Source organism: Bradyrhizobium sp. 63_E2_N1_3 (assembly GCF_052076005.1).
Classification (GTDB): domain Bacteria; phylum Pseudomonadota; class Alphaproteobacteria; order Rhizobiales; family Xanthobacteraceae; genus Bradyrhizobium; species Bradyrhizobium barranii.
The window spans coordinates 2,786,997-2,800,302 of sequence record NZ_CP197235.1 but is presented as its reverse complement, the minus strand read 5'-3'; the positions used below and the strand labels follow the sequence as shown (position 1 = coordinate 2,800,302).

Here is a 13,306-nt window from a genome sequence, read left to right as displayed (position 1 = left end):
CTAACCTTCCGACATGCCGTAGCCGGCCATGCGCTGGCTGACACGTTCGATCTCGGCACTCGACAGCAGTGGCGGTTTTCCGATCTGGAGGCAGCCGTGATACTGCCGCGCCAGCGTCTCGACCTCGACGGCGAGCCACATCGCCTTGTCCAGCGTCTTGCCGACCGCAATCATGCCGTGATGGTCGAGCAGGCAGGCGAGCCGGCCCTCCAGCGCCCGCAGCGCATGCTCGGACAGCTCCGCCGTTCCGAAGGTGGCATAGGGTGCGCAACGGATACTGTCACCGCCGGCGGCCGCGATCATGTAGTGCACGGGCGGAATCTCCATGCCCAAGATCGCCAGGATGGTGCAAAAGGTCGGATGAGCGTGGACGACGGCGTTGACGTCGGGCCGCGATTTCAGGATGTCGCGGTGGAAGCGCCATTCACTGGACGGCTTCTGACCGGGGGCATGCGAGCCGTCCATCGCCATGAACACGATCTGGTCGGGCGTCATGGCGTCATAGGGCACGCTGGTCGGCGTGACCAGAAGCCCGTCCAGATGCCGGACGCTGATATTGCCCGAGGTGCCCTGATTGATGCCGAGCGCGTTCATGCGGCGGCACGCGTCGATGATGGCCTGTCGCTTTGCGAGCTCGTCCGCTGTCATCGATATCTCGGATTCTTCTCGGTTTCTTGACGATGGACCTTTGTTAGACCGGGAGTACGTCAAAGCTATATGGCAGTGCAAGAGAAAGCGGCCGGGATTGGCTGCTGCCTTGCCGGCTGTACCGTTACATCAAGAAACCAATTGTAAAATCAGTATATTAGCAGATTGTCGCAGGTTTACAAAAAGCTCGCCCGGACGGCCGCGATCCCGTTGATCACGAACTGCACCGAATAGGCTGCGAGCAGCATGCCAAGCACGCGTGAGAGCACGGCATTTCCGGTGCGCCCGAGGGTGTGCGCGATCAGGCTCGCGGAGACGAAGCACAGCATGCAGGAGACGACGACCGCGATGATGATCGCGAGCTTGGCCCCATAGCCGGCATTGCCCGTCAGCAGCAGAGTGGTCGCGATCGCGCCGGGACCGGCCATCATCGGGATGGCCAAGGGAAACACCGCGACGTCTGAGGCATGCTCCGAGGTCGCCTTGTCGGCCTCGCGCGCCTCGCGATGCGGACGGTCGCCGAAGATCATCTGGTAGGAGACGCCGAACAGCAGCAGTCCGCCGGCGATCTGGAAGGCGGGGATGCCGATCCCGAGTTGGCGCAGCAGCCAGTTTCCGGCCAGCGAGATCACCACCAGGATCGAGGCCGCGATCAGCGGCGCGCGTAGCGCGATCGTTCGCTTGACCTTGTCGGGCATGCCTCCGGTCGCGGCGAGGAAGGCCGGCGCAAGGCCGACGGGATCGACCACCAGCAGCAGCGTCACGAAGGCGGACAGGGCGAAGTCGAGCATGCGGGTGGGTCTCACGCGAGGCGCAGCCGCAATCCATAACCGCTGGAGGAGGCCTTCGCGAGGAACATTTGCCCTCGCAGAGTCTTGGTCGCGCGAGGATTGAGGAGGGCATCGCCCTTCCCGTGTCGCCTCAAGAGGAGGATTTATGGCTAAACGAGCGAAGAAACGTGCGAACGCCAAAAAGACCGCGGCGCGCCGTCCGCGTCAGGCACCGAAGATGTTGAGCGACCTGTTCCTGGAGACGCTGAAGGACATCTATTACGCCGAGAACAAGATCATCAAGACGCTGCCGAAGATGGCCAAGGCCGCGCATTCCAAGGACCTTGCCGCCGCCTTCAACAAGCATCTGCGCGAGACGCAGGGCCAGGTCAAACGGCTCGACCAGATCTTCAAGATGCTGGGCAAGCCGGCCCGCGGAAAGCCCTGCGAAGCGATCAACGGCATCACCGACGAGGGCGCCGAGATCATGAAGGATTTCAAGAACGCCCCTGCCCTCGACGCCGGCCTGCTCGCGGCCGCTCAGGCCGTCGAGCACTACGAGATCTCCCGCTACGGCACGCTGCGCACCTGGGCCGAGGAGCTCGGCATGCCGGACGCGGCAAGGCTGCTCCAGGAGACGCTGGACGAGGAAGAGGCGACCGATCACACGCTGACCGAGCTCGCGACCTCGGTCATCAACCTCGAAGCGGAAGAGGAGTACCGCGCCGCGGCCTGATCGGCGCGACGCGCCCTACTGTTGCCTTCGATGCCGCGGAATATCCCCGCGGCGTCGAAGCGTGCGACGACAAGGGCCTCTTCCGGTTGGAGAGGCCAGGCATGCTCCAAACGCGCGATGCTGGAATTTTGGGGAACCGTCCCCATATGCTCGTTTTCCAACCGCAGCGCCTTCCCCGAGTTTTGCCATGCAACCCAAAAATCCCCTCGACTGGATGCTGTCCGAAGCCCTGGACTCGCTGACCCGCGCCGAACGGCTGCGGCAGCAGTTCGGCCGCCAGGAAGCCTGCTGGGAGCCGCCGATCGACGTGCTCGAAACCGAGCATGAGCTTCTCATCCTGGTCGCGCTTCCCGGCGTCAACCCTGATAATGTCGAGACGGTGATCCTCGACGGCGTGCTCGTCATCTCCGGCCAGCGCACGCTGCCGCCGGAGCTTCGCAACGCCCGCATCCACCGACTCGAGCTGCCGCAGGGCCGCTTCGAGCGGCGCATCGCGCTTCCCGTTGGCCGCTACGCCATCAGCCGCTTCGTGATGGACGGCTGCGTCGCGCTGCGCCTCGCCAAATCCTGAGGTCGATCATGGCCACCGAACAGATGAATAACGCACAGACCAATTCCACCGAGTCCGACGTGAAGATTCCCGAAGACGCGCTGATCGTCATCCCGGTGCGCGAGATGGTGCTGTTTCCCGGCGCCATCGCGCCGATCGCGATCGGCCGGGCGAAGTCCATCGCCGCCGCGCAGCAGGCGCTGCGCGAGCAGCGGCCGGTCGGCATCGTCCTGCAGCGCAGCCCCGAGATCGAGGAGCCCGGGCCTGATGATCTCTACCGGGTCGCGACCATCGCCAACATCGTGCGCTACATCACTGCGCCCGACGGCACGCATCACATCGTCTGCCAGGGCGTGCAGCGCGCCCGCATCCTCGACTTCCTGCCGGGAACACCGTTCCTGGCCGCGCGTTTCCAGCAGATCCCCGAGCCGACCACGAGCTCGCCCGAGATCGAGGCGCGCGCGCTGAATCTGCAGCGCCAGGCCATCGAGGCGGTCGAGCTGCTGCCGCAGGCGCCGCCCGAGCTGGTCGCGATGTTCCAGAGCACCACCGCGCCCGGCGCGCTGGCGGACCTGGCGACCTCGTTCATGGACATCAAGCCGCAGGACAAGCAGGAGGTGCTGGAGACCATCGACCTCGCCTTGCGCGTCGAGAAGGTGTCGAAGCACCTGGCCGAACGGCTGGAGGTGCTGCGCATCTCCAACGAGATCGGCCAGAAGACCAAGGCCTCTTTCGACGAGCGGCAGCGCGAGGCGATCCTGCGCGAGCAGATGGCGACCATCCAGCGCCAGCTCGGCGAAGGCGACGGCAAGGCGGCCGAGGTCGCCGAGCTGACGGCTGCCATCGCCAAGGCCAACATGCCGCCGGAAGCGGAGGCGCACGCCAAGAAGGAGCTGCGGCGGTACGAGCGCATGCCGGAGGCTGCCGGTGAATCCGGCATGGTCCGCACCTATCTCGACTGGCTGATCGAACTGCCGTGGGCGCTGCCCGCGGAGAAGCCGATCGACATCACGGAAGCACGCCGCATCCTCGATGCCGATCACTTTGGCCTGGAGAAGATCAAGAGCCGGATCATCGAATATCTGGCGGTACGCAAGCTCGCTCCGCAGGGCAAAGCGCCGATCCTGTGCTTCGTCGGCCCGCCCGGCGTCGGCAAGACCTCGCTCGGCCAGTCCATCGCACGCGCGATGGATCGCCCGTTCGTGCGCGTCAGCCTCGGCGGCGTGCATGACGAGGCCGAGATCCGCGGTCACCGGCGCACCTATATCGGCGCGCTGCCCGGCAACATCATCCAGGGCATCAAGAAGGCCGGCACGCGGAACTGCGTCATGATGCTGGACGAGATCGACAAGATGGGCCGTGGCGTGCAGGGCGATCCCTCGGCCGCCATGCTGGAGGTGCTCGACCCCGAGCAGAACGGGACGTTCCGGGACAACTACCTGGCCGTGCCGTTCGACCTGTCGCGCGTGGTGTTCATCGCGACCGCCAACATGCTGGACCAGATTCCGGGTCCGCTGCTGGATCGCATGGAGCTGATCAGCCTCGCCGGTTACACCGAGGAGGAGAAGCTGGAGATCGCGCGCCGCTACCTGGTGCGGCGTCAGCTCGAGGCCAACGGTCTGACGGCCGAGCAGGCCGAGATCGAGCCGGAGGCGTTGAAGCTGGTCGTCAAGGGCTACACCCGCGAGGCCGGAGTGCGCAATCTCGAGCGCGAGATCGGCAAGGTGTTCCGCCATGCCGCGGTGCAAATCGCCGAGGGCACGGCTGCCAAGGTCGCGGTGAGCCCCAAGGACATCGCCACCGTGCTCGGCCAGCCGCGCTTCGAGGGCGAGATCGCGCAGCGCACCAGCATTCCGGGCGTCGCCACCGGGCTCGCCTGGACGCCGGTCGGCGGTGACATCCTGTTCATCGAGGCCTCGCGCGTGCCCGGCCGGGGCGGCATGATCCTGACCGGCCAGCTCGGCGACGTCATGCGCGAGAGCGTGCAGGCTGCGATGACGCTGGTGAAGAGCAAGGCCACGCAGCTCGGCATCGATCCGTCGGTGTTCGAGAAGAGCGACATCCACGTTCACGTGCCGGCGGGCGCAACCCCGAAGGACGGACCGAGCGCGGGCGTTGCGATGTTCACGGCGTTGACGTCCCTGCTCACCAATCGCACGGTGCGCAGCGACACCGCGATGACCGGCGAGATCTCGCTGCGCGGCCTGGTGCTGCCTGTCGGCGGCATCAAGGAGAAGGTGGTGGCTGCGGCCGCCGCCGGATTGAAGCGGGTGATGCTGCCGGCACGCAACAAGCGGGACTACGACGACATCCCGAAGAGCGCGCGGGACAACCTCGAATTCATCTGGCTGGAGCGCGTCGACGAGGCCATCGCCGCAGCGCTCGAGCCGGCTGATGCCAAGGTCGAAGCGGCGGAGTGAAGACGATGAAGAAACTGCTGGAAAAAGCGAGGCGATCGCGGAAAACGCAGCGGCTGCGTCAGCTGCTCGACCGTGCGATCGACCGGGTTCGCGATGCGCTGGCGGCACCAGGGCCGCGGCTTCAGCCCGTTCCGGTCCGGGTGAAGCGCCGCAAGGGTTGAGCCCTCCGTCTCAAGCCCTCGCGGCAGCCCCAAACAAAAGGCCCCCTCCTAGCCGAGGGGGCCTTTGCGTTGTTAGCCCACCGCGTCCTTGGCGGCCTTGACCGGGCGGGCGCGGACGATCTTCCGGGCCGGCTTGGCCTTGAACATCATCTCTTCACCCGTGAACGGGTTGGTACCCTTGCGCGCCTTGGTCGCGGGCTTCTTGATGACCACGAACTTGGCGAAGCCCGGCACCAGGAACAGGCCGTTCTTCTTGAGCTCCTTGTGACCGACGTCGGTCAGCGTCTCCATGACGCTCTTGACGTCGCGCTTGGAAAGCTCGGTGGCGGTCGCAATCTTTTCGATCAGCTGCGATTTGGACATTTGGGTTGGCATCGTGTCTCCTCTGATTCGTTGCCGGTTGCATATTAGACCAACCGTTGAAGGCCCAGAGCCTTCTGCACAGTTTTGTCGCGATTTTACGGGCTTTTTTGGCCCTCTGAGGCAAAAAACCCTGCTTTTCAGCGGCTTCCAGAGCGGAAGGAGCCTCCGGCAGCGGTTTTTGCCTTGTTTCAAAGGCCCGCACGCCGCCTTGCTAAAGCTGATTCGCTGCTTTCGACAAGCGACGACCGGCCTCTTTGTGAAAGGCCGGTCGCGATTCACCCTGAAAAATAAGGCTAGACGCGCTCGATGATGACGGCGGGAGCCATGCCGCCGGCCGCGCACATGGTGACGAGACCGCGCTTCAGGTCGCGCCGTTCGAGCTCATCGAGCACGGTGCCGATCAGGATCGAGCCGGTGGCGCCGATGGGATGGCCGAGTGCGATCGAGCCGCCATTGACGTTGACCTTGGCGCGGTCGAGCTTGAGGTCGCGGATGTACTTTTCCGCCACCACCGCAAAGGCCTCGTTGATCTCGAACAGGTCGATGTCGTCGATGGAGAGCCCCGCCTTCGCCAGCACCTTGCGCGTGGCCGGCACCGGCGCGTTCAGCATCAGGGTCGGCGAGTCCCCCATATTGGCCATCGCGATGACACGAGCGCGCGGCTTCAGGCCGTGCGCGCTGGCATAAGCGGGCGATGCGAGCAGAATCGCGGCGGCACCGTCGACGACGCCGGAGGAATTGCCGGCGTGATGCATGAAGTCGATGTTCAGGTCCGGATATTTCTGCAGGATGAGGCCGCGATAGGTCGTCCCCTTGTCGTCGAGCGCATAGTCGGCGATCGCGGGGAATGCAGGCTTCAATGCGCTCAGCCCTTCCATCGTGGTTTGCGGCCGCGGATACTCTTCATGGTCGAGCGCGAGGCTGCCGTCCTCGCGATGCACGGGCACGAGGCTCTTCTTGAAGTGACCGCCGGCAATCGCCTGCGCTGCGCGCTTCTGGCTTTCGAGACCGAGCGCGTCGACGTCCTGCCGCGTGATGCCTTCCAGCGTCGCGATCGCGTCGGCGCAGACGCCCTGATGCGACTGCGGATGCCGCGCACGCAGGCGCAGATTGCCGGAGTCCATCATCATCGGACCGCCGCCGCGGCGTCCCTCCATCGACATCATCTCGCAGCCGCCGGCGATGACGAGGTCTTCGGTGCCCGACATGATCGAGGCCGCCGCCATGTTGACGCTGGTGATGCCGCTTCCGCAGAAGCGGTCCAGCGTCACCGCGCTGGCGCGCACGTCGTAGCCGGCATCGAGCGCCGACATGCGGCCGAGGTCGCCACTTTGGGTCGCGACCTGCGCGCTACAGCCCCATACGATGTCGTCGACATCGGCGGTGTCGATGCCGGTGCGATCGGCGAGCGCGCGCAGCACGGTCGCGCCGAGCTGCTGCGGATGAATGCCCGAGAGTGCTCCCTTGCCGGCCTTGCCGACGCCCCGCGGGGTCCGGCAGGCATCGATGATCAGCGCGTCAGCCATTGGCGTTGTCCTCTTGTTTATGGGTGTTGATGTCGTTTCTGAATAAGGGGAAGAGTGGAGTCAACGTGCGGTGCTGCGCAGCCTCCGCGCAAAAACTGAAAAACAACCCCATGCACAGTAGAAACGCGGGTTCCGCATGAGGCGCGGTGATACCGGTGAAGCGATTGGCCTGTCAGGCTAAACGGCCGTGGCCGCGCGATCTTGCGTCACCTCGCCCCGCCTGCGGGAAGAGGTCGGATTTTACGCGCGGCGGAAAATCCGGGAGAGGGAGAGAAAGCTATGCCCCCGCCGCGTTCTTCGCGATCACGTTGCGGTAGAAGGTCGCGCTGAGCTTCGGCGTGCGCACCTGCGTGTCGAAATTGACGTGATAGAGCCCGAAACGCTTGTTGAGCCCGAACACCCATTCAAAGTTGTCCAGCAGGCTCCAGAGGAAGTAGCCGCGCACCGGCACGCCCTCCGCGGTGGCGCGCTGGAGCTGCGCGAGATAGTTGCGCAGGTACATGATGCGGTCGGTGTCGTAGATCTTGCCGTCGGGCGTCACCACGTCGTCGCCGGAGGTGCCGTTCTCGCTGATGTAGATCGCATCCGTCTTCCAGATCTTTGCGGCCAGCTTCGGCACCCAGTAGATCGTCTCCGGCGCGACGCGGAGCCAGTTCGAGTTCATGTGCGGGAACGATTTCGGGATCGGAAGCGGCATGAAGCCCGCGCCCTGGTCGGAGGGCACCACGTAGTTCTGTGGCGCGTAGATGTTGAGGCCGAGGAAGTCGACCGGCGAGGAGATGATCTTCAGCTCGGCGTCGGTGTATTTCGGCGCATCGGCGCCCGCGTATTTCAGGAAGGCGTCGGTATACCGGCCGGTCATGATGACGTTGAGATAACCGGCATTCATCTCGCGTAGCGCGATCTCGGCCGCACGGACATGCTCGGGCGTGTCGATTGCGGGAACGCAGACGTCGATATTCTCGGCCGGCCCGACCCTGGTGCCGGGGCGGCCGTGCGCCCGCACCGCCTGCACCGCGAGCCCGTGCGCGAGCGCGCTGTTATGCCTGACCTGGTTGACCTCCGCTTGCGGCAGCGTCACGCCGGGCGCGTCGATGCCGAGGCCATAGCCGAACTGGACGAAACGTCCGCTCTCGTTCAGCGTGAACACGTTCTTGACGCGATCGGTCAGGCGCTCGGCGACATAGCCCGCATAGTCGCCAAAGATCTTGCACGTCTCGGTCGAGCGCCAGCCGCCGAAGCGATCCTGGAGCGATTGCGGCAGGTCCCAGTGATAAAGCGTCAGCCACGGCTCTATGCCGTTCTTGAGGAGCTCGTCGACGAGACGATTGTAGAAGTCGAGCCCCTTCGGGTTCGGCTTGCCGTCGCCGTCCGGAAACACCCGCGGCCATGCCACCGAGAAGCGGTAGGCCTTGCAGCCGAGCTCCTTGATGAGCGCGATGTCCTCCTTGTAGCGCTGATAATGCTCGACGGCGCGATCGCCGGTGGTGCCGTCCTCGATCTTGCCGGGGATGCGCACGAACTTGTCCCAGATCGAAGCCCCCCGCCCGTCGACGTCCACCGCACCCTCGACCTGATAGGACGAGGTCGCCGTGCCCCAGACAAAGCCCGCCGGAAAGCCGTCCACGCCCCGCGGCGCCGGCGCCGGCTTAACCTCGGCGGCCTCCAGCGGATTTGCGATTCCGGCTGCGGACAATCCCGCCAGCTTGGCAAACTGGCGACGCGAGACCTTGTCCGACATTGATACTGCCCCTTGAGACGATTGTTGCGGCGGCACAATGGCGTGTCGGAAGCTGCTTGAAAAGCGGGAGTTCCGGGACTTGCGGATGCAAAAATGCAGAAGAACGCCCCGGATTTACCCCCCAGCCCTGCTTTTTGCCCTTCACGCCCTGAGCCGCGTCGAAGCACGCCAACAGCGAATTGATCACGGCTCGCGAGCCCAGACCATCCACCACGAAGTCGCGGTCCTTGCCGTTGGGCGGTATGATCTTCAGCTTCGCGCTGCGAATGCAGGAGCGATCGTCCGAAACCATCGATAGAACGATCCGACGCTCCACCATCGATGGCAAGAACGCATACGTCCGTTCACAAACGCGGTCCCGAGTGATTGCGAGTCCTGCTGCGGCCGTCGCGCCAGCCTGGCAAGCTGGCGACGCGAAGCCTTGTCCGACATGATGCTGTATTGAACCGAGCACGCCGAGCGACCCGGCTCGCTCGATCAGCGCGAGCGCTTGGGCAATTTCGGAAGCTTGTCGGGATTGAACGCCGATGCCTGCTCGGTTCGCTCACGCGCGGGCGGCTGCTGTTCCGTGAGAATGAGCGTACCCTGGAGGATCATTCCCGGCATCTGCGCTGCCTTCGCCGTGTAGGTCGCGACCTTGCCGGGGCAGTTTCCCTCGATGTCCAGCGTGAGCTCGTCGTCGATGCCGAAGACCGTTGCACGTCCGTCGGTGTGACGCTTCGTCGACACGGTGGCGGTGAAGCGATCGCCATCGACCTTGCAGGAGCCGTGATAGGTCATCAGGCTGTCGCAGCCCCAGATTTGTCCGTCTGCGACATGGACGATCCCGGTACCCTGGTCGAGTGGCGTCTTGTACCACGCCGCGTAGGTGCCGTCCTTCAGCATGGGAGCAGTCTCCCTTGACATTCCCTCGCGAATAATCCGCATGATTAGCGCTAAGAAACGGTTAATCGCGCGGCCCGTGCGAATCCGGTCTGTCCCTTCGCAACTCGGCTTCCAGATCCTCGATGATGCTGTGAAGCAGGCACGCGGCAAGCGGATCGGTGACTTCGCGCTCCAGAAGCCTGTAACGCGCGATCTGGAATTCCCGCTCTCGCAACTGGTGCTCTGTCATCGGACGGGCCCTCCGGCAAACCTACCCGGAAACAGCCAAGTCGTTTCGTTACAATTTTCAGATCATTCGCTATGGTTTCTGATCGGTAAAGGAACGCGGCGCCAAGCAGGTCGGTGTACGGGGTTTGCAATGTCGATCGTTCAAAGCTATCGCGCCTTCGCCTACAATAATGCCTGGGCGAACCACCGGTTGCTCCGCGCGTGCGCCGAGCTGAGCCAAGGCGAATTTGAGGTCGAGCGGACGGGCTTCTTCCCGAGCCTACAGCGGACGTTGAACCACATTTACGTCGTCGACCTCTTTTACGTCGATGCACTCGAGGACGGATGGCTTGGGCCGAAGGCCTGGGAGGATCCGATCCCATTTCCAGCTCTTGCAGGGCTCTCGGAAGCTCAAGCATCGATGGACCGGCGCTTCATCGGCGTCTGCGATGCTCTGACACCCGCCTCGTTGAACGAAGACGTGCGGATCAATCGAGATCCTGGTGTCCAGATAGAGCGACGCGACCGGCTGCTGATGCATCTCATTCAGCATCAAATTCACCACCGTGGGCAGGTGCATACGATGTTATCGGGAACACGCGTCAAGCCGCCGCAGCTCGACGAGTTCTTTTCAGCTGCCGAAGCGCCGTTGAGGGCATCCGAGTTTGCCGATCTGGGCTGGACGGAGGAAACGGTTTGGGGGCCGCCCAACTCCTAGGTCGCCTATGGCTTATCAGCCCTCTCCCACAAGAAGGGGGAGAGGGCAAAACCTGCGCCGGTGCCCGACGCTAGTGGCTCAACGGAGCCACACTCAGAACGTCATCCGCATGCCCGCATAGAACGCACGGGGCCTTGCCGGGCTCAGCGATCGCGGGTCGTTAAATTCCGCACCGCCATTGGTGAAGTTGGGCAAGGCTTCCCTGTCGAAGAAGGTGCCAAGGGTCGAGTAGCGGTTGTCGAAGATGTTGGCGACGCGACCGTAAATCTGCAGGTTCTTGGTGATCTGGTAGGAGGTGTGGAGATTGAACACCGCGTAGGACGGCAGCTGCGGAAACTGGTTGGACTCGTCGCCGACGAAATACTGGCTCGAGACAAAGAGCGCGTCACCCCCGACCTTCCAGACATCGGTAACCGCATATTCGATGCTTGCCTTAATAAGGTGGCTAGGGAGGCGCGGAATGTGATTGCCCGGCAAGACCTGGATGTTGCCGGCGTCGGCGAACGGGCTCTCTGATCCAAGCGTCAGCGCGTCGAGGAAGCGCGCGTCCAGGAACGCATAGCTCGCCTGGAACTGAAGCACATTCGACTTCAGGCTCACCTCGGCTTCGATACCCTGCCTGCGCGTCCGGCCGACGTTCTGGAAGAAGCCGAAGCCAGTCAGGCCCGGAATTGGGGTCGCGAGGATGTCGTCGTAGTTGGTGGCACGGTAGGCACCGATTTTCCAGCCGAGCGAGCCGATGTTCAATTCCTTGGTACCGCGGAAGCCCGCTTCGAACGTCTTGGATACGACTTGCTGAAGTGGGGGGTCAGCGATCAGAAACTGCCCGATGATGCACGGCCTCGCCGGATCGGCGCAGCCGAGCTCGAGTGGCGTGGGCACCCGGTTGGCTTCGGAATAGCCGGCATAGGCAGTCACTTCAGAGGTGATCTTGTAGGTGCCGCCGATGATCGGATTGAACCGATCATAGGTATGATCGCCATTGAGTGCGGTGCCGAGCTGGTCCATCAGCGTGACACGGGCCGCGTTGAATCGCCCGCCTGCCGTCACCGCAAAGCGATCGTCCACGTTGAACGTGTCGAGCGCATAGAGCCCGTGATATTGGTTGACGGTGCGAAGCGACACGGGACCAACCGATGTCGGATCACCGGAGGGACCTAGGAATATGCCGCTGCCCGTGACGACATAGTTCGTGCCTATGGTTCCTAATTCAGCGCTGCCGGTGAAGCGCGTGCTGCTGACATCATAGCTCGCGCCAACTACGAAGCGGTTCTCATGACCGAACAGCTGGTCGGTGTTGGTTGCCTGACCGGATACGCCAAATGTGGTCGATTTCGTGCTGGTGCGATCGATCTCGCTGAGGATGGCGTCTGGCGCAAAGGTATTGGCGAGCTGAACGCCATTCAGGCCAAAAGCCGGGACCGTATCATTGCCAAAGCACAGGAGCGTTGGATCGGCACATGCCTGGGCGTCGGTCGGGTTTCCGTCCACGGTGCTCTGTTTGAAGCTCCGCACATGCGCCGTGCCCTCAAAGGTCCAGGTCGGCGTCGCCTCCACCTTGCCGGTCAGGTTGAGATAGCCGACCTTGTTGGAGATGGTTTGCGGCGTTGTGTAGGTCGCCCCCCAATATTGCTGGAGCAATTCGGCCGGAACAGTGCTGGGTCCTGCCAGGGAATTGTTGGCGACGCCGCCATTGAGGTGAAACTCGTTGCCTTCGAAGCGATACCCGACATCGCCATAGAACCGCCGGACATCCGATTGCGAGAAATTGCGGAAACCATTGTCGTGAACGCCTTCGAGCGCTCCGTAGACCGACCAATTGTTGTCGACCTGCTTGCCCCATTGTGCAGAGCCCTGGATGCGGCCGAATGAGCCGCCCATGATGTCGATTTCGGCACCTTGATAGTTAAAGCCGTTCTTCATCTGCAGATCGATGGCGCCGCCGAGCGCGTTAAGGCCGTATGCCGGATTGTTAGTTACGACCAGCGCCGATCGGATCGCGGCCGTCGGGATCAGATCCCAATTAACAGTGTCGGAAAACGCCTCGTTGATGCGCACGCCGTTCTGGTAGACGGCGAGGCCCTGCGGCGTGCCGGCCAGAGGTGAAGCGACGAAGCCGCGAAACTGCACATCGGGCTGGAATGGATTGCCGGTCACTTCATTGATGCTGAGACCAGGCACGTACTGCTGCAGGGCAACGGCGATATCTGGCGAGGCGGTACGCCTGATCTGGCTGGCATCAACCGCATTGATCGCGGACGGCACCTTGTCGACATCGAGACCTCGGCCGGTGCCCGGTGAGGTCGGGTAGACGTAAAGGCGTGTCTTCGGAGCGGCGGACGCCGGCGCCCCTACCCGTGCGACCGGCCGCGTTGGCGCACTGCGCCTCACGGCCGACGGCGGTGGTGCCGCGATCTCGACCGCCGGCAGATTCTGGACGTTGGTTTCCTCATCCTGCGCGGCTGCGGCGGGGCCTGCAAGGACCAAGCCCGACACCAGCCCCGTCGACACCGAGGCTATCAACAAACGACGCTTGAACCAAAGAGGCTTGCCCATCCCTGCCTTCCCATCCGTGACCACC

At 63.6% G+C, this 13,306-nt stretch carries 13 protein-coding genes; 5 read left to right on the top strand and 8 right to left on the bottom strand.

All coding sequences use genetic code 11. From position 1 onward, the window contains the following. Together AB7531_RS12965 and AB7531_RS12960 are read right to left on the bottom strand one after the other, a co-directional pair. Positions 1-648: an L-fuculose-phosphate aldolase gene (locus AB7531_RS12965; protein ID WP_231142724.1), complete on the bottom strand. Its 648-nt coding sequence runs from the start codon at positions 646-648 to the stop codon at positions 1-3. A gap of 176 nt (positions 649-824) precedes the next feature. Then, positions 825-1,439: a MarC family protein gene (locus tag AB7531_RS12960; RefSeq protein ID WP_063982010.1), complete on the bottom strand. Its 615-nt coding sequence runs from the start codon at positions 1,437-1,439 to the stop codon at positions 825-827. A gap of 145 nt (positions 1,440-1,584) precedes the next feature. On the opposite strand from AB7531_RS12960, the gene AB7531_RS12955 reads away from it, so the two are divergent. From AB7531_RS12955 to AB7531_RS12940, 4 genes are all read left to right on the top strand, one after another. After that, positions 1,585-2,154 carry a YciE/YciF ferroxidase family protein gene (locus AB7531_RS12955; protein WP_063982009.1) on the top strand — a complete coding sequence of 190 codons (570 nt, stop codon included), beginning with the start codon at positions 1,585-1,587 and terminating at the stop codon, positions 2,152-2,154. Between the two features lie 187 nt (positions 2,155-2,341). Beyond that, positions 2,342-2,725, top strand: coding sequence for an Hsp20/alpha crystallin family protein (locus AB7531_RS12950; RefSeq protein WP_014493661.1), 384 nt, complete (start codon positions 2,342-2,344; stop codon positions 2,723-2,725). An 8-nt stretch (positions 2,726-2,733) separates the two neighbouring features. Further along, positions 2,734-5,124: an endopeptidase La gene (gene lon / locus AB7531_RS12945; RefSeq protein WP_063982008.1), complete on the top strand. Its 2,391-nt coding sequence runs from the start codon at positions 2,734-2,736 to the stop codon at positions 5,122-5,124. Positions 5,125-5,129: 5 nt separating this feature from the next. After that, the gene (locus tag AB7531_RS12940) at positions 5,130-5,285 is read left to right on the top strand and encodes a hypothetical protein (protein WP_187387991.1); all 156 of its coding nucleotides are present in this window, start codon (positions 5,130-5,132) and stop codon (positions 5,283-5,285) included. 72 nt (positions 5,286-5,357) lie between these two features. Here the strand turns inward: AB7531_RS12940 and AB7531_RS12935 are convergent, their stop codons facing one another. The 5 genes from AB7531_RS12935 to AB7531_RS12915 form a co-directional block, all read right to left on the bottom strand. Continuing rightward, positions 5,358-5,660: an HU family DNA-binding protein gene (locus AB7531_RS12935; protein ID WP_014493658.1), complete on the bottom strand. Its 303-nt coding sequence runs from the start codon at positions 5,658-5,660 to the stop codon at positions 5,358-5,360. 281 nt (positions 5,661-5,941) lie between these two features. Further along, positions 5,942-7,174: an acetyl-CoA C-acetyltransferase gene (locus AB7531_RS12930; protein ID WP_063982007.1), complete on the bottom strand. Its 1,233-nt coding sequence runs from the start codon at positions 7,172-7,174 to the stop codon at positions 5,942-5,944. 277 nt (positions 7,175-7,451) lie between these two features. Beyond that, on the bottom strand, positions 7,452-8,915 hold the full coding sequence (locus AB7531_RS12925; protein ID WP_063982006.1) for a GH1 family beta-glucosidase: 1,464 nt from the start codon (positions 8,913-8,915) through the stop codon (positions 7,452-7,454). Positions 8,916-9,392: 477 nt separating this feature from the next. Then, positions 9,393-9,800: a hypothetical protein gene (locus tag AB7531_RS12920; protein WP_063982005.1), complete on the bottom strand. Its 408-nt coding sequence runs from the start codon at positions 9,798-9,800 to the stop codon at positions 9,393-9,395. Between the two features lie 61 nt (positions 9,801-9,861). After that, positions 9,862-10,029 (bottom strand): hypothetical protein, encoded by a 168-nt coding sequence (locus AB7531_RS12915; RefSeq protein WP_187387990.1) that lies wholly within the window; start codon positions 10,027-10,029, stop codon positions 9,862-9,864. Between the two features lie 129 nt (positions 10,030-10,158). Between AB7531_RS12915 and AB7531_RS12910 the strand changes: the two genes are divergently transcribed. Continuing rightward, on the top strand, positions 10,159-10,725 hold the full coding sequence (locus AB7531_RS12910) for a DinB family protein (RefSeq protein WP_063982004.1): 567 nt from the start codon (positions 10,159-10,161) through the stop codon (positions 10,723-10,725). 93 nt (positions 10,726-10,818) lie between these two features. Here AB7531_RS12910 and AB7531_RS12905 read toward each other — a convergent pair whose 3' ends face one another. Beyond that, entirely contained in the window at positions 10,819-13,281 is a 2,463-nt protein-coding gene (locus tag AB7531_RS12905; RefSeq protein WP_231142730.1) for a TonB-dependent receptor, read from the bottom strand. Positions 13,282-13,306 lie beyond the last annotated feature (25 nt).

Excerpts from the sequence above, each read along its gene's own strand:
- lon (WP_063982008.1), top strand. The coding sequence starts at position 2,734 with ATGGCCACCGAACAGATGAATAACGCACAGACCAATTCCACCGAGTCC.
- AB7531_RS12930 (WP_063982007.1), bottom strand. The coding sequence starts at position 7,174 with ATGGCTGACGCGCTGATCATCGATGCCTGCCGGACCCCGCGGGGCGTC.
- AB7531_RS12920 (WP_063982005.1), bottom strand. The coding sequence starts at position 9,800 with ATGCTGAAGGACGGCACCTACGCGGCGTGGTACAAGACGCCACTCGAC.
- AB7531_RS12925 (WP_063982006.1), bottom strand. The coding sequence starts at position 8,915 with ATGTCGGACAAGGTCTCGCGTCGCCAGTTTGCCAAGCTGGCGGGATTG.
- AB7531_RS12915 (WP_187387990.1), bottom strand. The coding sequence starts at position 10,029 with ATGACAGAGCACCAGTTGCGAGAGCGGGAATTCCAGATCGCGCGTTAC.
- AB7531_RS12960 (WP_063982010.1), bottom strand. The coding sequence starts at position 1,439 with ATGCTCGACTTCGCCCTGTCCGCCTTCGTGACGCTGCTGCTGGTGGTC.
- AB7531_RS12965 (WP_231142724.1), bottom strand. The coding sequence starts at position 648 with ATGACAGCGGACGAGCTCGCAAAGCGACAGGCCATCATCGACGCGTGC.
- AB7531_RS12910 (WP_063982004.1), top strand. The coding sequence starts at position 10,159 with ATGTCGATCGTTCAAAGCTATCGCGCCTTCGCCTACAATAATGCCTGG.
- AB7531_RS12940 (WP_187387991.1), top strand. The coding sequence starts at position 5,130 with ATGAAGAAACTGCTGGAAAAAGCGAGGCGATCGCGGAAAACGCAGCGG.
- AB7531_RS12905 (WP_231142730.1), bottom strand. The coding sequence starts at position 13,281 with ATGGGCAAGCCTCTTTGGTTCAAGCGTCGTTTGTTGATAGCCTCGGTG.
- AB7531_RS12950 (WP_014493661.1), top strand. The coding sequence starts at position 2,342 with ATGCAACCCAAAAATCCCCTCGACTGGATGCTGTCCGAAGCCCTGGAC.
- AB7531_RS12955 (WP_063982009.1), top strand. The coding sequence starts at position 1,585 with ATGGCTAAACGAGCGAAGAAACGTGCGAACGCCAAAAAGACCGCGGCG.
- AB7531_RS12935 (WP_014493658.1), bottom strand. The coding sequence starts at position 5,660 with ATGCCAACCCAAATGTCCAAATCGCAGCTGATCGAAAAGATTGCGACC.